A 20,930-nucleotide genomic window follows, 5' to 3' on the forward strand; every position below is an offset into this window, starting at 1 on the left:
TTCCGCGGGATCAAATTTGATCTCGCAGGCTCGCGAGCGGATTTTATGCTTGCAAGTCTGCGCGTTTAATTCGCTTGGAATTTCGCAAAGTCCGCCCAAAATGAGGCTTGGGCGAGCTTCTACCGAAACACCGCCTAATACGCATAATTAAGCGTCAGCATAAAATTCCGCGGCTCGCCGTAGAAATTATTCATACCCGCGGTACGATTCTGGGTATTTTCGAAATACTTTTTGTCGGCGATGTTTTTAACCGCAAAATTTACGCTAAAGTGCTTGTCGAAATTATAGCCGACGTTTGCATCCCACAGCGTGTAGGCCTTCTGCTCGGGAGCTACATAATTTACGTTTTGATAGAATCCCGATGTAGCGCTTTGGTATCGCATACCGACGCCAAATATCAGCTTGCGCTGGGCGGAAAACGGAATTTCGTAATTCGTATAAATTTTAAAAAGATGCTTCGGAATATATTTTTTCGCATTGGCGCCCTTGCTGTAATCGACCGTCGTAGAATTCGCCTTCTCGCTTTTTAGATATTCGCTGCGATTAAACGTATAGCCCGCAAACACTTTCCAGCTATCTGTTATTTCCCCCTGTGCCTCTACATCGACGCCTCTGCTTCGCACCTTGCCCTCGGCGATAGAGTAATTCGTATTTAGCGGATCTTGAATAGCTCTATTTTCTTGAATTATCTGAAATAGCGCAATGCTGGTATTTAACGCGCCTTCAAAATACTCGCCCTTTACGCCGGTTTCTATATTGTATCCGACTACGGGATCCAATATCTCGCCGTTTCTGTCGGTAGAACTTTGCGGTTTAAAAATTTCCGCATAGCTTACATACCAGCTGTGATTTTACGTAAAATCCCACGTTAGCCCCGCATACGGCGCAAAATGCACTTTCGTAGGTCTGTCTCGCTTGCCGGTCTCGTTCGGATAGATATAGTCCTTCAGATAGGCGTTATATTTTACTCTGGAATAGCGCCCGCCCAATAAAATATGCCAATCCTCGCTGAGATTATATCTGGTACCCAGGCTAATAGCGGATTGATAAATTCTATTGTATTGCGTATAATCCTGGGCAAGGCTGCTTCGATTGTTCCAATCGGGCTCTAGGATCAAGTCTTTGTTCCAGTTGTAAATACCCATTCCAAGCGAGTTTAGAGTTAAATTTGTCGGATATTTTCTATTGTTGCTAAATTTTTCTCTCGATACCGAGCCGTCTATAAAGAACTCATGTTTGTTGCCGAAGAGCTCATACTTACCTTCGAGCCCGATTTTAGCGGCGACCTCTTTGGAGGTATTTTCATATTTTTGTCTCCTTACATTATGCGACGTAGTGCCGTTATAAGGATTTACTCCGCCTAGGGAGCCAAATTTAAACATACCTTTGCTATCGGTATAATTCACTTTCACGTAGGCTTTCGTATCGTCGCTCAATTCATGGCTTAGCTCGGTAAAGGCGTTGTATTTTCTATACTCGCTTCTATCCCAATTCGAGCCGAAATAGCTTTTGCGGCTTAAATTTAAAAGATTTCCCCGCTCGTCTATAACCGGAACGCCGAAAACATCATAAACGCCTCTTGATTTTTGATAGATCACGCCCGTGCTTAGCAAAGTCTTCTCACCGATGTCAAAGTCAAATAATCCACCCACCGCGCTGCGCCAGCCGTTAGCGTAATGTTTGTAAGCGCCCTCTTTGCCTGCTACGCCGATCAAGCGTCCGCGCACGGTGCCGCTTTGATTTATCGCATCCGTTACGTCGATCATGCTACGGTAATTATCCCGACTTCCGCCGCTTAGGCTTGCGTTAAAACCAAATTCATCGCTAGGGCGCTTACGAACTAAATTTACCGTACCGCCGGGCTCGCCGTTGCTTTGAGTAAGCCCCGCTACACCGCGCAAAACCTCGACGCGGTCGTAAAAAGCAAGATCGGTAAATTCTTTTGAAAAGCCCAAAGGACCTTGCACAGAGGAGGAAACCGAGCTAATCATTCCGTCTTCTTGGATATTATCTATATCAAATCCGCGCGAGTTCATACGCATTCTGCCGCTGTCGTTACGCAGCGTAATCCCCGGAGTATAGCGTAGCGCGCTATCTACGTTGTTTAAATTTAGATCCTTTATCACTTGATTCGATACGACCGATACCGACTGCGGCGTTTCTCTTATGCTTAAATTTAGCCCCGTCGCTGTGCTCATATTGCCCGTCGTATAAGAGCCCGTGCCCTCGGTAGTGGACAGATCGGCCTTGCCCGTGACGTTTATGGTGCCGAGATTATCGTCGTCCAAACCCTGCAGCGTAGAATTTGCCGCGCTACCGCTTTGCGGCGCAGTACTGTTAGCGGCTGGATTTGAAACAGGCGGCGCAGAGCTCTGCGATACAGCGCTTGCGCGCGAGCTTTGCGATGACGAAATTTTAGAGGCAGAACTTGCGGCAGACGAGTTTTGAGAAGCGCCGCTATTTTGCGCCGCAGTAAGCCAAAACGGCGAGCAAAGTAGCGCAAAAGAGAGCAAAATTTTACCCTTTTTCATAAAAATCCTTTTTAGATTTTATAATCCATATCAATTTATTGGCGGGATTATCTTGCAATTCCTCTTAAATAATAATAAAATTTTTAATAAACTAAATCATAAAATTTTATATGCAATTACTAATTTAACGGAATTTAATAAGATATATTGACAAATTTTCAAGCAAAATTTCTATAAATTTTAAAAAGTATATGAATTTGAAAAACGAAGGATTTAAAAATTTAAAATTCTAAAATTCCGCCACTTTAAAATAACGTAAGCGACGGAATTTAGCGTTTATCGGCATTTGGTCTTGCGATTACGATAACACTAGCACCGGTACAAGCGCATTGTGCAAGATATCCTCGGAGACGCTGCCTAAAAAGAGCTTTTTGAAAAAGCCCTTCGTAAAGGCACCGGTAGCGATGAGATCGAGGTTATTGGCGCGGCGATATTTGATGATCTCATCGGCGGGAACTTCGGCTTGGATGAATTTGAAAGTGGCGTTTTGAGTGCCTAAAATTTCTCGCGCCAGATCCAGCGTCCGCTCGCCCTCTGGGGCACCCGCATTGATGTGCAAGACATGCTTATGTGCGCTCGCAAGAAGCTTTGAGCTCTTTATAAACTCAAGCGTGCGTTTCGCCGCGTCAGTGCCGTCAAACGCAATGAGCACGGAGTTAATAGGTGAAAATTCCTTATTCACGAGCAGCGACGGCACGTGAAGCTCCTTTATCAGCACGCTTGCATTAAAGCCTACGTCCTCGTTATTTGAGCCCTTGATACCGAGTACAAAAATCTCGGCTTCATCCTTGTACTCGGCGATAACGTCGATAAAATCGCCATCTTTGATGATCTTACTCGCCTTTACGCCCGCAGCAGTCGCAGCGCAGATATATTCATCCAGCATCGCTTCGGCTTCTTCGTGGTCCTTTTCCGCATCCACGCCGCCTAGTGTGGGACTTCCGTAGCTATTTGCAAGGATATCATTCTCTCCTAGGACGATCCCGCCTGCGGCTAGCCCATAAAAATTCTCACCAAGCTCCGGGATTTCAACCACGTGAATAAACACGAGCTCGGCACCCAAGGTTTTAGCGACGTAAATTCCGTAATCTCTAACCGCCGGGGCAAGCGCATTTTGATCGACGCAAGTGATGACCTTTTTCATTTTTCGTCCTTTTAAAGATAAAATTTTGACCGAAATAAGCTTATCAAATTTTGTATAAAAGTTATTTAAATTCGGCGGATTTGAATGCGGCGCGGGCGATTTTGCAAAATTTCAAAGCCGTGCCGCAATAGGTTTGTGAGGCGTGGGCGCGCTTGTGGCAAGCAAGCTTAGGCTCAGCATGACAGCTAACGAGCAGTTGCAAAGTAGTAGCATAGTGGGCGACTAAAAAGCGTTGCGGACGCGGAAGGCAGGATGCAGCGCAGGCGATTTTGAAATTTATTAAGCCGCTAAAGGCGCGGTTAAAGCGCCGTTATTGCAGTTAGCAGCCCAAAGACGATCCCCGGGAAATTCGCTGCGGCGAGCGGATAGTCCTTTTTAGGCTTTAAAAGACCGTAGCTGACCCATATCGTGCAGTTTATCGCAGCTGCAAGCGGTTGGAGAAACGGGACTTTGTTGCCGTCTAAATTTGCCATTATATGTTCGGCACATAAGATACGTACATGATGACCGACAGACATGTGCCTGCCCAAGCTAAAATTTCTGAATTTCTTTCGCTCATCGGCTCTGCTTATTTTTAAGATACGTTTCAAATTTACGAATGAAACGAAGCGGGATTTTAATAGTCCAAAGATAAGAAACAAATTAAAAGATAGCTAGAAACAGAATTTGACTTTAAATTTATCGCAGCGGCTTCTAGTCTCTCGCACCTGCGTAAATTTTAAAGCGGCGTTTGAGGCGCGCATTTTAAAAAAACAGAGAAATTTAAAACGCCGGACAATGGTTGAAATTTAAATTTCAAAGAGATAAAATTTAAGCGACGGCTACAGCTAAATTTAAGCAAAATTTTACAGGAAAATTACGGTAAAATTTTAAAAATATGAGAAGTAAATTTTATAATTTCTCGGACGTTAAAGATAGGAGGGTTTGTCCTAAATGCGGAGGCGAACTGCAAGATTATGCCGAGATAGAAAAATCGGATCAAATAGAAAAGAATAAAAAGCTTGAGAAATATTATAAATTTGAAAACGAGTGGCTAAAGACGATGCAAAATCGGCGCGATGAGGAATAAAATTTTAAAAGATAGGCGCCGCCTTAAGGTATAAATTAAAATTTAGACATATCCGTATGGGAATATTATAAGGCGTTATAAATAAAATTCCAGTAAAGGAGGTAAAAATAATATGAGAATTTCGGCATTAGCGCTAGTCGTATTTTGCATAGCAATATTTAGCGGCTGCAAGGATCTTTTGTTAACCAACCATTTTATTACTTATGGGAACGGGGGCGGCTATGTCAGTACCTGCGAAACATTTTTTAGCGATTATCCCATAGGTGTCGAAAAACTTTATGAATTAAAGAGTAGAAATGATTTAAAAGCTCCGATATATATAATAAAAGATGGAAATTTTACGATAGCAGATGTTAGAAAAGGAATATTTGGCGTCGTCCCTATCGAAAGCTGCAACGATAAATGGTGTAAAATTTACTATCCTTGCGGTGAAACGGAGTATTTCGTCAAGAAAGACGATATAGTAAAAAGAAAGTACTAGCCGTCAGGCGAAAGATGCTTGGCGCGGATTTTAAAATTTCAATACGCGCAGAGTATCCAAGCGAGCATAACGTAAATTTAAAGCGGGTTGAGAAAGCAAATAAAACAAGAAGGATTCAAAAATGAAAAGCGTAAAAGGTATTTTCCGCTATCTTTTTCCGGTAAGAGATGGACGAGAACTGTATTGGATTAAAATTCCAAAAGGGCAAAGCGGTCGTTTTGGAAAAGAATTTATATTCGAGCCCGAATCGATTGCGAAATCGGACGCGCAAAAACTAGATCTAAAAATAGATCCAAAGCTTTTAAGCGATAAGCGAATTAAATTTCATATACGCGATATGTATTATAAGACATATTATGAGATAACATCTTTCGGTATCGATGAGAGCTACGCCGATTCGCGGCAAATAGATCTTGATTTGGAAGACATAAAACAAATTGTAAAATCGGATGCAGACGATCCTTATTATGTATATGGCTATAGCTTAAACATAGAGCAGATGAGATCTTTTGGATGCCTTGATATGGTTAAGCCCGGTTTTTCATACTTCTTTGGTTCCTCTGCCGGCCATGAAAGAATAATCAAAGCTCCAAATAGTGGCGATAAAAATATAAAAGGCTGCTATATAAATGTCTTTGATAGCGATACGGAAGCCTTTTACGTGGCGTTATTGGACGTTAAGCTGCCTTTTAGCGAAGTTGCAAAAATAGTCGCTCCGCTGAGCATAGAGTCAAATATCCACTATTCTTATAGCCTCTCCGAAGAACAGATTATAAAATTGGGATTTCCTGAAATTTTAAAAGAAAATGGCGGCAAAATCGACGCTCAAATATCGGTAGAGATAGCATAATCTCATAATTTAAAATTTAGCCGTTAAAAGGATTAAATAATGCAGCCCAAAATTAGAAATTTATGCGTATCACTGGAAAATAAAATTTTAAATTGACATGCGTTTAAATTTTAAAATTTAAGCGCCCTTTTTGTTATAATTTCATCAAATTTAAAAGGAGAGACGATGGCTTTGTTAAATCTTTTCAAAAAAGGCGGCAAAAATAGCGCAAACGCCGCAAAGATCGGCAAGACCGCGCAGGAGCGCAAGGATATAAGCATCGAAATTTTAAAATCGCAGGGCGTGCCGTATATAGATCATCTGCCGCTACGGTACGAGACGGACGAGGTCACCCCGCGCGAAAAGGACGAAGTCGTCGCCCGCGCGATCTGCTCGTACGCGGCGATAATGTGTGCCTGCTCGATCAGGGACGAGGGCAAGTTCGCGGATGAGGATAAGCAGGGCGTGCAGGGCTTTCTTACGAACCGCTACGGCTGCATAGACAAGCTCACGCGCATGGAGCGCCGCGTCACGCAGGGCGAGGCAAGCCGCGACGAGGCCGTAAATATGGGCTGGAAATACGAGTCGCTGTGGGCGCTGATGTGGGCCATGGGGCTCGTGGAGGAGCTTAGCTTCCCGAGCGAGATCTGCGACTGCGCCTTTGTGATGGACACCTTTAGCGGCGGCGATTTTTCTGCGCGCGTGAAGCTGCGTGACACGGATGAAATTTTGCAGGCGCTCGATCTCATCTACCGCTACCACTGGGCGTGCGTCAATGCCCGCGTGCACGGCACGGACAGCGCGGGGCTCGACGAAGAGGTCGTGATGGAGAGACGCGGCGGGCTAGAGTGGCTGTGCTGCAAGGGGGACGAAAACGATAATCTAACTGACGAATATAATGCGTGGGATTATCCGGACTTGAATACTTAGCGGCGTGTCTTTTTCCTTTATGCATCGTTGGAAATTTCGCCGAATTTCAGTCACGTATTATAATATACGCTTCTTCATTCGGCTCATTTCCGCCTCGTCTAAAGAAAAATAGCGCGCCTTATCTTTGCGCGCGTTGTCTCGCTTTACTATACGTCGTTGCATCTAAAATTTGCTCGGTCACGTATTGCATATATGCTCCCATCGCAAATTTCATCCGCGCCTCATCTAGTTTCGCAATACTGCCGCCTGTATTTTTGCGCTAAAATTTAACCCCGATCGCGCGCTGTTTTTTCAAATCATAATATGCGTGGGTAGATAAAAAGTACGCCGAATATGAGATAAATTTATAAATTAATTGGAGATAGAATTTTAAAATTATATTGCGAACTGCGCAAGAAATATCGCAAACGCGATCCGCCGAAATTCAGACGTAGCCTGCTAAATTTCAAGGCGCCGTGGAATTTTATAATTTAAAGTTGCGGGCGGGCAAGGCGCCCGTCCGCGTATTTTAAGCCCGCTAAATTTAAGCGAACAGATGTCTGCACCGCAGACCTAGAAATTGCATCAGCTCTGCGTCGCAACGCTTCCGCTCGCAAACGCCGCTGCATTGAGCGCCGCGTCGTAATCGGGTTCATCTACTATGTCGTCCGTGATCTGCTTGTAGGCGATCTTGCCTGCGGTGTCCACGACGAAAACCGCGCGGCACGTTAGCCCCGCAAGCGCGCCGTCCGCGACCAGCACGCCGTATGCGCGCGCAAACTCCTTATCGCGAAAATCGCTTAGGGTGCGTAAATTTTTGATCCCCTCGGTAGAGCAGAACCTGCCCGCGGCAAACGGCAGATCCATCGAAACCACGAAAACCTCGGTATTTTTTATACTCGCGGCGCGCTCGTTAAATTTGCGCGTCTCGGTCGCGCACACGTCCGTATCCAGAGACGGCACGGCGATGATGACCTGCGCCTTGCCCGTGCCGCCGCCGACTTTGACCTCGCTAAGATCGGCCGCGACCAGACTAACCTCTGGCGCCTTATCTCCAAGCTTAAGCTCGTTGCCTGACAGGCCGATGCTTACGCCTTGCAATTTGGTTTGTTGCATGATTTTCCTTTGTTTTAAAATATCTGAAACGGGCGCATCATAGCCTGCGAAAGCAAACGCCTGCTAAATCCGAAAACAGGCGGGCTAGAGCGCCAGCTCGGCCGATATGATCGGCGCGTAGATCGCTGCGTTAAGATGAAATTTTATGGCGCAAAGCGGCAGCACAATTAAAGCCCCCGAGAATACCGCTACTCGCATAAAGCACTGATGGTCGCGATCTGATATAAGTCTATGATAGTTGCGCTCCGCCTTAAGGCTGTGCCGAAGATAAAATTTCGCCCCGTTTGCGGCGATTTTGTCCGTAAATAAAAATCAAAGCCATAGCGCTGTATGTGCACTTTACCTGCGAAAGAAAGAAATCACTAGTAAAACGACAGGTGCGGCATCATGAGCGCGTTTTAAGTTATGTTTTGAATTTTTAAATTTAATTGAAATTTTTTGATCTAAATTTGCAATCTACAGAAATCAAAATTTATGGGTTGAAATTTTATTTGAAGCTAGAGCGTGAGTTAAAATTTTGGCTTGTAAAGCAGGTTAAATTTTAAGTACTATTTTAAAATTTAAAAAAGCGCCGGGGTTGGCGATAAAACTATCGCCGCACCCTAGCGTCCGTTAAATTACCCGTTGCGCTTTTTAATGATCTCTTCGCCGACGTTCTTAGGAACCTCGTCGTAGTGATCAAATTCCATCGAATAGGTCGCGCGACCCTGCGTCTGAGAGCGCAGATCGGTCGAGTAACCGAACATCTCCGAAAGCGGACAAAATGCATCGATGATCTTGTTACCGCCACGCTCGCTCATGTTATTGACCTGTCCGCGGCGCTTGTTTAGATCGCCGATGACGTCGCCCATATACTCCTCAGGGGTTTCTACCTCGACCTTCATCATAGGCTCCAAGATCACGGCACCCGCTTTTCTAGCGCCCTCTTTAAAGCCCATAGAAGCGGCGAGCTTAAACGCCATTTCGGAGCTATCGACTTCGTGGTAGCTTCCGTCATAGACCGTTACGCGTACATCCTCTACCGGGTAGCCCGCCAAAACGCCGTTTTGCATCGCCTCTTGGCAGCCTTTATCGACCGCAGGGATGTATTCTTTCGGAATCGCACCGCCTTTGATATCGTTTACGAACTCATATCCGGTGCCCGGCTCCAAAGGCTCTAGGCGCAAAAATACGTGACCGTATTGACCGCGACCGCCCGATTGCTTGGCGTATTTGTATTCCTGCTCGACCGTTTTGCGGATAGTCTCGCGATATGCGACCTGCGGTTGTCCGACCTCGGCCTCAACCTTAAATTCTCTAAGCATTCTATCTACGATAATCTCAAGGTGTAGCTCGCCCATTCCCGAAATGATAGTTTGTCCGCTCTCTTCGTCGGTCGCGACCCTAAAGCTCGGATCTTCTTGTGCCAATTTTTGAAGTGCGATACCCATTTTTTCTTGATCGGCTTTGGTTTTAGGCTCTACCGCTACGCTGATAACGGGATCAGGAAATTCCATACGCTCTAAAATTACTTTATCTTTTTCGCTAGCTAGAGTATCGCCCGTAAGGGTATCTTTCAAACCCACAACGGCGCCGATCTCGCCCGCATATAGCTCTTTGATCTCTTCGCGTTTATTTGAGTGCATTCTTAACAAGCGGCCGATGCGCTCTTTTTTACCCTTGCCGGTATTTACGACGTAGCTGCCGCTTTCCAAAACACCGCGATAAACGCGTACAAAGGTAAGCTGACCTACGAAAGGATCGGTCATAATCTTAAATCCAAGACCCGCGAACTCGCCCTCGTCAGTAGAACTTACATGAACCTCACTGCCGTCCTCATACTGACCCTTAATCGCAGGCACTTCATCAGGCGCAGGTAGATAATCTACGACCGCATCTAGCAAAGGTTGCACGCCTTTATTTTTAAACGCGGTGCCGCATAGCATAGGAAAAAAGCTTAGGCTTAAGCAGCCTTTCTTGATCCCTTTTTTGATTTCCTCCACGCTTAGCTCTTCGCCGTTAAAATACTTCTCCATCAAAGCTTCATCAGTCTCTGCTACCGCCTCAATCATCTTGTCGCGATACTCTTGCGCTTTTTCTCGTAATTCAGCAGGAATTTCAACGATCTCGGGAGCAGAAGGACCCTTGCTATCATCCCAAACGAGCGCCTTCATAGTAACCAAATCTATAACACCCTTGAAATCATCCTCTGCGCCGATCGGAATTTGAATAGGAACAGGATGTGCTTTGAGCCTATCTTTTACTTGCTGCTCGACATTGTAAAAATTTGCGCCGACGCGGTCCATCTTATTTACGAAAATAATGCGCGGAACATGGTATTTATTCGCTTGACGCCAAACGGTCTCGCTTTGAGGCTGAACGCCGCCTACAGAGCAAAATACTGCTACCGCACCATCTAAAACGCGCATCGAGCGCTCGACTTCGATAGTAAAGTCAACGTGGCCCGGGGTGTCAATCAAATTTATCTGATGATTATTCCAAAAGCAGGTAGTTGCCGCAGACGTAATCGTGATGCCGCGCTCGCGCTCCTGCTCCATCCAGTCCATAGTAGCAGCGCCCTCGTGAACCTCGCCAATCTTATGACTCATGCCGGTAAAAAATAGAATTCTTTCGCTTGTAGTCGTCTTTCCAGCATCGATGTGGGCGGCAATACCGATATTTCTAACCATATGTAAAGGGGTTTTTCTTGCCATGATGCCCTCCTACCAACGATAATGCGCAAAAGCTTTGTTGGCTTCTGCCATCTTGTAGGTGTCTTCTTTCTTTTTAAATGAAGAGCCTTTAGAATTTGCGGCGTCCATAAGCTCGTAAGCCAGGCGCTCTATCATCGTGCGCTCGCTTCTTTTTCTTGCAAAAGAGATGATCCAGCGAATAGCCAAAGCCTGCTGTCGAGCTGGCCTGACCTCGATCGGAACCTGGTACGTAGCGCCGCCTACACGACGAGATTTTACCTCCATCAAAGGCTTAACGTTATCGATGGCATCGTTAAAAATTTCGATGCCTTTCTTCTCACCGCCTTTATTGTCGATGAAATTTAAGGCGCCGTACATAATCTCGGTAGCGACGCTCTTTTTGCCATCGAACATAAGCGAATTAATAAATTTTGTGATTACTTTGCTGTCATAAATCGGATCAGGCATAACTTCCCTAACGGGAGCTTTTCTTCTTCTCATTTTATTCCTTCAAATTTTAAAATTTTACTCAAACTCGGCAAAATCTAGTGCCGGTCTGTTTCGGCTAAACTATTTTTTAGGTCGTTTAGCACCGTATTTTGATCTTGCAACGGTTCGTTTCGCAACGCCTGCAGTATCGAGCGCACCGCGGACGATGTGATATTTAACGCCCGGTAGGTCCTTTACACGACCACCACGAACTAGCACGATGGAGTGCTCTTGTAGATTGTGACCTTCACCGCCTATATAGCTGATGACTTCAAATCCGCTAGTAAGCCTTACTTTGGCAACTTTACGAAGCGCTGAGTTTGGCTTTTTAGGGGTCGTAGTATAAACCTTAGTACAAACTCCTCTTCGTTGAGGGCAATTCTTTAGCGCCGGGGACTTCGATTTCTCGGTAATCTTCTTGCGCTCTTTTCTGACCAATTGATTTATGGTTGGCACATCTTTCCTTTCACAAAAATTTATTCAAAAAGATTTGGATTATACTTTGTTTAAACTTACAGAAACGTAAATTTAACTAAATTTTAATCTCTAATCAGTACAAACTCTCCGCCGCCGCAGATCACTAAGCAGATCGCAGCGGAAAGATACAGATATACGATTTCCAGCTCAAATCCGCCCACGCCGGTAAGCGCGCTCAACGGAGTATGTAGGACATATATTATCATGAGCACGTTTGCGATCACAAGCAGAGCGCCTATGCGGCAAAATACGCCTATGATTATCATCGCTGGCGCCAGCACCTCGCCTACGTACGCGCCGTAAGCCACTAAATCTGGAATTCCTCTGGCTACCAACATCGATTTTACGCCGTCTATGCCGTGAGTAAGCTTAAAAATTCCGTGCATTAAAAGACAAACTCCAAGCCCCAACCTGACAAACAACAGACCGAAATTTATGTTGATCATATTCATGTCTCATCCTTTAAATTTAGGTAAATTTAGGGCTTTTTGCCCTAAATTATTTTTTAAGTTTAACTTCCTTGTCTTTATATAGACCGGTTCCGACCGGAATTATGCGACCTAGGATGACGTTTTCTTTCAAGTCCTCTAATCGGTCAAATTTACCCGCGATACTAGCCTCGGTTAGAACCTTCGTAGTCTCTTGGAAGGACGCCGCCGAAATGACGCTATCGCTTCCTACGGCCGCACGAGTTACGCCCAGCAGTACGGACTCCGCGATCGCAGGCTCGCCGCCCATCTTGACGATCCGCTCGTTTTCTTCTCTAAATCTACGGCGGCTAATCAGATCACCGACGATTAGCTGAGTATCGCCACTATCGACGATTCGAACCTGGCGGAGCATCTGAGATACGATGATCTCGATATGCTTGTCGCTGATAACGACGCCTTGAGAGCGATAAACCTGTTGAATTTCGCTTATCAGATAATAATGCAGCGCTTTTTCGCCTAAAATTCTAAGCACATCGTGCGAGCTGATAACTCCGTCGGTAAGCTTCTCGCCTGCATGGACGAACTCACCGTTTCGCACCTGGATCTGGCGGCTTTTATCGATCAGATACTCGGCGCTCGTTCCGTCCTCGCCCTCGATTATAATACGCTCTTTCGCGCGCAAAGCCTTATCGAAGCGGACCGTTCCGTCGATGTCTGCGATGATCGCAGTATTTTTAGGACGGCGCGCCTCAAATAGCTCCGATACGCGCGGCAAACCGCCGGTGATATCTTTTGATTTCGCAGCAGCTTTCGGCGTTCTAGCCAAAATATCTGCAATCGCTACCTGATCGCCTTTATTCGTAAAAATCGCGGTCTTCGGCCCTAGGTTGTATTTGATAGGCTCACCCTTGCTAGGAGTTACGATGATAGCCGGTTTGACGCCCTGCGGTAGATACTCGTTGATGACCAAGCGGCTTTGACCGGTAGTCTCGTCATATTGCTCTGTAGCGGTATATCCAGGCTCGATATCCTCGAAGCTGATCTTGCCCTCGCACTCTGCAGCCACCGGGATAGAATACGGATCCCACTCGGCGATGATCAATCGATCATCTTTTTTAGGCTTGGCGATAAGATCTTCGCTTTTTACGACGCTATTATCATCATAGGTAATGACAGATTCGCGTGGTATATAGTGACGGATCGCCTCTCTGCCGTTTTCTTCGGAGATGACTACGTACATACCCTTCTCACTTACGACGTGACCTTTTTTGATATCTCTTAGCCTCTCTAAATAATCACCTTTGAGGATGAAATACTTAAGCGTACCATTTGCTCCCGCTTTGATCTTTTGGGTTACCGGCTCGCCGTCTTTGACGCGAAGTTCGCTGGCAAACGGAATTCGAGTAGGGATATTCCAGTCTTCTTTTATAACCTCTACTAAACTATCATTTTCCCCAACGGTTTCGCCGTCTTTAAATACGATGTAAAATTTCCCCTCAACTTTACCGCTTACGCCCGCAAGCTCGGTAGGCTTGGCTAGATCGTGGCGCCGGATAGTATATCTAAATTCTTCCTTCTTACCCTTTAGCATGATATTCACATCGTCGTGAGTTATATCGATACTTACCTTACCGGTAATTGGGGCTTTGATCTTAGGCTCAACCAAAAGCACCGCGGCGTTTCTGCGGTTCATCACGATATTTTTGCCGCCGTTTTCATAGGTCTTTACGTTGTAATATCTGATAAAGCCCTCTTTATCGGCGATTACTTGGCGATCTTGCTGCTCGGTAGATGCGGTACCGCCGGCGTGGAAGGTTCGTAGCGTAAGCTGCGTGCCCGGCTCACCAATGGATTGCGCAGAGATGATACCGACCGCTTCGCCAGGTTTTACTAGCTTGCCCTCGCCCAAATTTACGCCGTAGCACTTCGCGCAAACCCCTTTTTCAGCCTTGCACGTAATAGGCGTGCGGATGCTTACGGATTTGATGCCGGCATCGACTATGGTGCGTACCTCATTAACGCCCAAGAGCGTGCCTTCGGTAAATAAAATTTCATTCGATACCGGATCAATCACATCCGAGCTTAGCACCCTACCCATAATCCTATCGGCTAGGCTTTCTATTTGCGTTCCGTTCTCTACAATCTCAGTAACCTCAATACCCTCGTGCGTGCCGCAGTCGTGCATCGTAACTCTGACGTTTTGTGCGACGTCAATAAGCTTACGCGTTAGATAGCCCGCATTTGCAGTCTTGAGCGCAGTATCGGCAAGACCCTTACGCGCGCCGTGGGTCGAGATGAAATACTCATTTACGTTTAGACCCTCTCTAAAATTTGAAGTAATCGGCGTCTCGATGATCGAGCCGTCCGGCTTACTCATCAGGCCTCTCATACCCGCTAGCTGCTTGATCTGCTCCGCGCTACCTCGCGCGCCGCTATCGGCCATCATATAGATCGAGTTAAAGCCGTCCTTATCCTTCTCCATCATCTTCATCATCTCATCGGCTAGCTTCTTGCTAGTGCTAGTCCAGATGTCGATCGTTTTATTATAGCGCTCGCCGTCGGTTAGCAAACCCGCGCCGTATTGGTTCTGAACCTCTCTGACCTGCTTTTTAGCCTCTTCTACAAGACCCGCTTTGGACTTCGGCACGATGATGTCCGAAACGGAGATCGAAACGCCCGCTTTAGTAGCGGATTCAAAGCCTAAATTTTTAAGATTATCCAAAAATTCCGCGCTTATCTCAAGGCCGCCGTTTTTATAGACGTAATCGACAAGCTCGGCGATATCCTTTTTCTTCATGATCTTATTCCAAAGATGATCCGGAATAAAGCTAGGCAGGATTGATTTGATGATCAAGCGGCCCGCGGTCGTAAAGATAATGCGGCGATCGATCATCGTTTTGATTTTAGCGTGGATATCTAGGGCGTTTGCCTCCACGGCAAGCATTACCTCATCGACATTTGCAAAAATTTTATTTGTTCCTTTTGCACCCGGCTTTTCGAGGCTTAGATAATAAATTCCTAAAACCATATCCTGGCTAGGCACCGCGACAGGCTTTCCGCTCGCAGGAAGCAAGATGTTCATCGAGCTAAGCATTAAAATTTTGCACTCTGCAATCGCCTCTTGGCTAAGCGGCACGTGCACCGCCATCTGATCGCCGTCGAAGTCGGCGTTAAACGCGGCGCAGACTAACGGATGTAGTCTGATCGCCTTGCCCTCGACGAGTACGGGATGAAACGCCTGAATAGACATCTTATGAAGCGTCGGCGCGCGGTTTAGCATAACCGGGTGATCCTTTACGACCTCCTCCAAGCACTCCCAAACTTCATTGATCCTATTTTCAATCATCTTTTTAGCCTGCTTAACGGTCGTTGCGTATCCCTTCTCTTGCAGGCGTGCGATTAGATGCGGCTTGAATAGCTCAAGCGCCATAGTTTTAGGCAGACCGCACTGATCCATGCGTAAATTTGGACCTACGACGATGACAGAGCGACCCGAAAAATCCACACGCTTTCCGAGTAAATTTTGACGGAAGCGGCCCTGCTTACCCTTAATGATCTCGCTTAGAGATTTAAGCGGTCGCTTATTAGCGCCCTTCACGGCATTGGCGCGACGTCCGTTGTCAAAAAGCGCATCCACCGCCTCTTGAAGCATTCGTTTTTCATTGCGGATGATGATCTCGGGCGCGTCGAGCTCCATCAGCCTTTTGAGCCTAGAATTTCGATTGATGACGCGGCGGTATAGATCATTTACGTCAGAAACCGCAAATTTGCCGCCCTCAAGGCTTACAAGCGGGCGTAGATCGGCAGGTAGCACGGGAAGATTCGTAATCATCATCCACTCGGGCTTATTGCCGGAATTTAAAAAGCTCTCGACGACCTTTAGACGCTTGACGATGGTTTTTTTCTTCGCTTCGGAGTTCGTATTTTCCATCTCCTGCTTAAGGGTAGATAAAATTTCGACCAAATCAAGCTCGGCTAGCATATCGCGGATCACCTGACCGCCCATTTTGGCGACGAAGCCTGTCTGCGAAAAGCGCTCTTTTAGGCTCTGATACTGCTCTTCGTTTAAAACGTCGTATTTCTCGACCTTTTTAGAATTTTCGTTGTCGTAAAATGCCTCGCCTGCACTTTCTACGATGTAAGCCTCATAATAAAGCACGCGCTCAAGATCTTTCATCTTGATGTTTAGCAGCGTACCGATGCGGCTAGGCAAGGAATTTACGTACCAAATATGCGCCACCGGCGTTACTAGCTCAATATGCCCCATTCTAGTACGGCGAACCTTCGAGCTCGTGATCTCGACGCCGCACTTTTCGCACTTCCAGCCCTTATAACGCATCTTTTTATACTTGCCGCAGATGCACTCATAGTCTCTTACGGGGCCGAAAATTTTAGCGCAAAAAAGACCGTCGCGTTCCGGCTTGAGCGTGCGGTAGTTAATAGTCTCAGGCTTTTTGACCTCGCCGTGGCTCCATGCTTTGATCTGCTCGGGGCTAGCGAGTCTGATAGCAAACGCGTCGAAGTCGTGAACTCTAGCGTCCTCTTTTATCTCTATTCTTTCTAAATTTGAATTATCGCTCATTTATTCTCTCCATTCTCGTAAATTTCAACGTCTAGAGCAAGCGATTTAAGCTCGTTTGTTAAAACAAAAAATGTCTCAGGAATTCCTGTAGACGGAACGTTTTCGCCTTTTGTCAGCGCCTTATATGCAGCCAAGCGTCCGTCGACGTCGTCGGATTTGATCGTTAGCATTTCGCGAAGCGTGTATGCCGCCCCGTATGCCTCCAGGGCCCAAACTTCCATCTCTCCAAATCTTTGACCGCCGAACAGCGCCTTGCCGCCGACCGGCTGCTGCGTAACTAGGCTGTAAGGACCGGTGCTTCTTGCGTGAACCTTCTCATCGACTAGGTGGTGCAGCTTGAGATAATACATGCAGCCCACGTTTACGCGCTCTTTGATCTTTTCGCCGGTGCGGCCGTCGTAAAGCTCGGTCTTGCCGTCCTGATCGATGCCCGCCATTTCAAATAGCTTTTTGAAATCCTCCGGCACAATGCCTTCGAATATCGGAGCGGAAAATCTAACGCCCTTAGCCCAGTCTCTAGCGTATTTCAAAAGATCTTCGTCGCTGATCTTTTCAAGCGTTTTTTTAGCCTGCATTAGCTTAGAAACGCCTGCGATCTCAATCATTTTGGCGCGAAGGGTTTTTATCCATTCGCCCGTTTTCTCTTCTAAAATTTTAGCGATCTGCTCTCCTAAGCGCCAGCCCACAAGACCTAAGTGGCTCTCCATTATCTGACCGATATTCATACGACTTGGAACGCCGAGAGGATTTAGCACGATATCCACGCGCTGTCCACTAGGCAGATACGGCATATCGACCTCAGGGACGATATTTGAAACGATACCCTTATTTCCGTGGCGGCCCGCCATCTTATCGCCCACTTTTAGCTTGCGCTTAGTCGCGATATAGACCTTTACGAGCTTGACGACGCCGCTTGGCAAAATATCGTCTTTTTCTAAAATTTCTATCTTTTCGTCATGTTCCTCTTTGAGCTTGCGCTTTTCGTTTTGGAAGTGGTTTTTTAGCTCTTCGTATTCCTTCTGAACAGCTTTAGAATAAGCCTTGACGAAAGAATTTAACGTAAAGCGGTTGGAGCTTTCAAGCTCCTCTTTTTTAACCTTATCGCCCTTTTTATAATCTTTTTTATTTAGGCTTTGATCGCTTTGTAAAGCGCTTTTAGAAAGTAGCGCCACTACCTTTAGCATCTCTTCGCGATCAAGCATCAAAAGCCTGTCGTGATGCTCCCTTTCGAGCTCGGTTTTTTCATCCTCATAGGCTTTATTCGTGCGTGGATCCTTCTCGTAGCCCTTTTTGGTAAAAATTTTAACGTCGATTACCACGCCTTCCATTGAAGCAGTAGCGTAGAGAGATTTATTTACCACATGCCCCGCCTTCTCGCCAAAAATTGCGCGCAAAAGCCTCTCTTCAGGCGTCGGCTTGACCTCGCCCTTCGGAGTTACCTTGCCTACTAGGATCATGCCCGGCTTTACGTGAGTACCGATCTTTACGATACCGCTATCATCGAGGTGGGTAAGCTCCTCCTCTTTGATATTAGGGATGTCGCGCGTGATCTCCTCCACGCCGTCTTTAAGCTCTCTAGCCTCGATCTCTTTTTCATAAACATGCACGCTGGTGTATTCGTCGGCACGAATCATCTTTTCGCTCATGACGACGGCATCCTCGTAATTGTAACCGTGCCACGGCATGAAAGCTATAAGGGCGTTTTTGCCGATTGCAAGCTCGCCGCCGTCCATGCTAGGACCGTCGGCTATAATTTGACCTGCCTTTATCACGTCGCCTTTGCGTACGATCGGGCGCTGTGAAAAGGTAGTGTTTTGGTTGGTACGTAAATTTTTCTCCATCGAGTAGTGATCGATAAACGGACCCTTCTCATCCTCGCCCAAAATAAAGATATTTTTATTATCGACCTTTTCTACGACGCCGTCGCGTTTAGCCTTGATCGCTTCCCACGAATCGCGTGCGATGATCGCCTCCATGCCAGTTCCTACGATAGGGGCGGTAGAGTGCAGAAGCGGTACGGCTTGGCGCTGCATGTTCGAGCCCATAAGCGCGCGGTTAGCATCGTCGTGCTCCAAAAACGGAATCAGCGATGCCGCTACGCCCGCGATCATACCGGAGCAAAGATCAATTAGCGAAATATCCTCGCGCTTGGCCATGATGTTTTCGCCGTCTTTTCTGACCTCCAAAAGCTCCTCTACGATATTACCCTCCTCGTCTAATTTAGCGGACGCAGGAGCGATTACGAGTTCCTCTTCCTGCGTAGCGGTAAGATATACGATCTCGTCGGTGACCTTGCCGTTTACGACTCTTTTATACGGAGCCTCGACGAAGCCTAGATCATTTACCTTCGCATAGGTCGCTAGGGTGTTAATAAGACCGATGTTTTGACCCTCAGGGGTCTCGATAGGGCAAATTCTACCGTAGTGCGTAGGATGGACGTCGCGCACCTCAAAGCCTGCGCGCTCTTTAACTAAACCGCCTTCGCCCAGCGCAGATAGACGGCGCTTATGCGTGACCTCGCTAAGCGGGTTAGTCTGATCCATAAACTGGCTTAGCTGGCCACCGGTGAAAAATTCCATAAGCGTAGTGGTGATGATTTTAGGGTTTACGAAATCATACGGCATAAGCTCGTCGAGGTTGCCGCTGATGCCGGTAAATTTATCCTTGATCGCCTTTTGAACTTTGATAAATCCAAGGTGCATCTCGTTCGCCAAAAGCTCGCCGATCGAGCGGATGCGGCGATTGCCAAGATTATCTCGATCATCGATGAAGCCGTCGCCGTTTTTAACTCTAATTAAATATTTCGCCGTCTTGATAATATCCTCGCTGGTTAGCACGGTTACGTACTCCGGCGCCTCGATGCCTAGTTTATGGTTCATCTTCATACGGCCGACTTTAGTTAGATCGTAGCGCTCCGGGTTGAAAAATAGATCGTTTACGAAGCTCTTTGCCGCTTCTTTTACCACCGGCTCGCCCGGGCGCATAACCTTGTAAATTCTAATCGCAGCCAGATCGTTCTCGTCGTCTATGCCCTCGCTTTGCTGCAAGAGCTTAAGCGCGTCTGCATCTTGAATAAAAGAATTTATGATTGAAGTATCTACGCCGCTAGCTAGGTCGTTAGCGATCGTAAATTTTTTCTCGGTGTTAGCGATCTTGGCTAGCTTGCCCTCATCTAGCGCAGTTAGCGAATCAAAAAGCACTTCGCCGCTGTTTTTGTCGACGATGGCGCCCGCTAGGTAGCGCTCGGCTAAAATTTCAGCCGGATACTCGATTAGCTTTAATCCATCCTCTGCTAATTTCTCCGCTTTTTTGACCGTTAGGCGTTTACTTGCTTGATGAAGTACTTCGCCCTTTTCATTTATAATGTCGTAATCAAGCCTGCCCGCGTATTCTTTCGGATCGAAATCGGTTAGGAATTTTCCTTTTTTAATATAGATTGTCTTAATAGGATAAAATAATTTTATAATGTCTTGTTTTTTGTAGCCGAGTGCGCGAAATAGGATCGTGATCGGAACCTTGCGCCTTTTATTTATGCGCACATATAGTACGTCTTTTACGTCGTATTCGAAATACAGCCAGCTGCCGCGATCCGGTATTATTTGAGCGGTGTAGATAAGTTTATTTAGAACCGTAGGACTCTCTTCCTCTTTGAAGATTACGCCCGGGCTTCTGTGCAGCTGATTTACGACGACGCGCTCTACGCCGTTTATGATAAATGAAATTCTATCGGTCATTAGAGGAATGTCGCGAATGAATATATCTTGCTCTTTGATCTCTTTTACGCCGATTTTTTTGCCCGTCTTTTCGTCGCGCTCATGCACGAGCAAGCGGAGCTTCATCTTTAAATTTACCGAATAAGTAAGCCCTCTTTCCATGCATTCTCTAATCGAATATTTAGGCTTTGAAATTTCGCTACTTACATACTCGATACTTAGTCTATTCTGTGCATCGTGGATAGGAAAAATGGCTTTGAAAACCTTCTCTATGCCGCTTTCTCCACCCGAGTTATCAAGATTTAAAAAATGATCAAAACTTTTCTTTTGTAGTTGTAATAAATTCGGAATTTCGATGTCTTTGGGAACCTTTGAAAAATCCACTCTAAGACGATTTCCTGAATATAGGCTGTTTAACATTCCACTACCTCGTAGTTGTATTTTAAAGAAAGAAGTGCCGATGCGACGCACCGGCACACATTTGTAT

The 20,930-nt window shown here is 46.3% G+C and carries 14 protein-coding genes and 1 pseudogene; 4 read left to right on the plus strand and 11 right to left on the minus strand.

Annotated elements, in window-relative coordinates; genetic code table 11:
- Nucleotides 1-134 precede the first annotated feature (134 nt).
- The 4 genes and pseudogenes from Q0174_RS04085 to Q0174_RS04100 form a co-directional block, all read right to left on the minus strand.
- Nucleotides 135-839: pseudogene (locus Q0174_RS04085) on the minus strand (TonB-dependent receptor); the annotation flags it as partial.
- A gap of 12 nt (nucleotides 840-851) precedes the next feature.
- Nucleotides 852-2,531: a TonB-dependent receptor plug domain-containing protein gene (locus tag Q0174_RS04090; RefSeq protein ID WP_298041803.1), complete on the minus strand. Its 1,680-nt coding sequence runs from the start codon at nucleotides 2,529-2,531 to the stop codon at nucleotides 852-854.
- 298 nt (nucleotides 2,532-2,829) lie between these two features.
- The gene (locus tag Q0174_RS04095; RefSeq protein WP_298041804.1) at nucleotides 2,830-3,675 is read right to left on the minus strand and encodes a universal stress protein; all 846 of its coding nucleotides are present in this window, start codon (nucleotides 3,673-3,675) and stop codon (nucleotides 2,830-2,832) included.
- Between the two features lie 299 nt (nucleotides 3,676-3,974).
- Nucleotides 3,975-4,193, minus strand: coding sequence for a SemiSWEET family transporter (locus Q0174_RS04100; RefSeq protein WP_298041805.1), 219 nt, complete (start codon nucleotides 4,191-4,193; stop codon nucleotides 3,975-3,977).
- Between the two features lie 359 nt (nucleotides 4,194-4,552).
- Between Q0174_RS04100 and Q0174_RS04105 the strand changes: the two genes are divergently transcribed.
- The 4 genes from Q0174_RS04105 to Q0174_RS04120 all read left to right on the plus strand — a co-directional run bounded on the left by Q0174_RS04105 (nucleotide 4,553) and on the right by Q0174_RS04120 (nucleotide 6,984).
- A complete protein-coding gene (locus Q0174_RS04105; RefSeq protein ID WP_298041806.1) occupies nucleotides 4,553-4,744 on the plus strand; it encodes a hypothetical protein in 192 nt (63 codons plus the stop codon).
- Between the two features lie 112 nt (nucleotides 4,745-4,856).
- A complete protein-coding gene (locus Q0174_RS04110) occupies nucleotides 4,857-5,225 on the plus strand; it encodes a hypothetical protein (RefSeq protein ID WP_298041807.1) in 369 nt (122 codons plus the stop codon).
- Between the two features lie 121 nt (nucleotides 5,226-5,346).
- Nucleotides 5,347-6,075, plus strand: a complete 729-nt coding sequence (locus Q0174_RS04115; RefSeq protein ID WP_298041808.1) for a hypothetical protein — start codon at nucleotides 5,347-5,349, stop codon at nucleotides 6,073-6,075.
- 165 nt (nucleotides 6,076-6,240) lie between these two features.
- Nucleotides 6,241-6,984, plus strand: a complete 744-nt coding sequence (locus tag Q0174_RS04120) for a DUF4272 domain-containing protein (protein ID WP_298041809.1) — start codon at nucleotides 6,241-6,243, stop codon at nucleotides 6,982-6,984.
- 564 nt (nucleotides 6,985-7,548) lie between these two features.
- On the opposite strand, the gene tpx is transcribed toward Q0174_RS04120, so the two are convergent.
- From tpx to rpoB, 7 genes are all read right to left on the minus strand, one after another.
- Complete coding sequence (gene tpx, locus Q0174_RS04125; protein WP_298041810.1) at nucleotides 7,549-8,079, minus strand: thiol peroxidase; 531 nt, start codon at nucleotides 8,077-8,079, stop codon at nucleotides 7,549-7,551.
- A 617-nt stretch (nucleotides 8,080-8,696) separates the two neighbouring features.
- Nucleotides 8,697-10,772, minus strand: a complete 2,076-nt coding sequence (fusA, locus tag Q0174_RS04130; protein WP_005872609.1) for an elongation factor G — start codon at nucleotides 10,770-10,772, stop codon at nucleotides 8,697-8,699.
- Nucleotides 10,773-10,781: 9 nt separating this feature from the next.
- Nucleotides 10,782-11,252 carry a 30S ribosomal protein S7 gene (gene rpsG / locus Q0174_RS04135; RefSeq protein WP_177386837.1) on the minus strand — a complete coding sequence of 157 codons (471 nt, stop codon included), beginning with the start codon at nucleotides 11,250-11,252 and terminating at the stop codon, nucleotides 10,782-10,784.
- Nucleotides 11,253-11,321: 69 nt separating this feature from the next.
- Nucleotides 11,322-11,696: a 30S ribosomal protein S12 gene (rpsL, locus tag Q0174_RS04140; protein ID WP_005872613.1), complete on the minus strand. Its 375-nt coding sequence runs from the start codon at nucleotides 11,694-11,696 to the stop codon at nucleotides 11,322-11,324.
- A gap of 83 nt (nucleotides 11,697-11,779) precedes the next feature.
- Nucleotides 11,780-12,169, minus strand: a complete 390-nt coding sequence (locus Q0174_RS04145; protein ID WP_297883011.1) for a DoxX family protein — start codon at nucleotides 12,167-12,169, stop codon at nucleotides 11,780-11,782.
- 46 nt (nucleotides 12,170-12,215) lie between these two features.
- Entirely contained in the window at nucleotides 12,216-16,730 is a 4,515-nt protein-coding gene (gene rpoC / locus Q0174_RS04150; protein WP_298041811.1) for a DNA-directed RNA polymerase subunit beta', read from the minus strand.
- Nucleotides 16,727-20,863 (minus strand): DNA-directed RNA polymerase subunit beta, encoded by a 4,137-nt coding sequence (gene rpoB, locus Q0174_RS04155; RefSeq protein ID WP_298041812.1) that lies wholly within the window; start codon nucleotides 20,861-20,863, stop codon nucleotides 16,727-16,729. Before rpoB ends, rpoC begins: the two co-directional genes overlap by 4 nt.
- Nucleotides 20,864-20,930 lie beyond the last annotated feature (67 nt).

The sequence above is a fragment of the uncultured Campylobacter sp. genome (assembly GCF_937996225.1).
GTDB lineage: Bacteria > Campylobacterota > Campylobacteria > Campylobacterales > Campylobacteraceae > Campylobacter_B.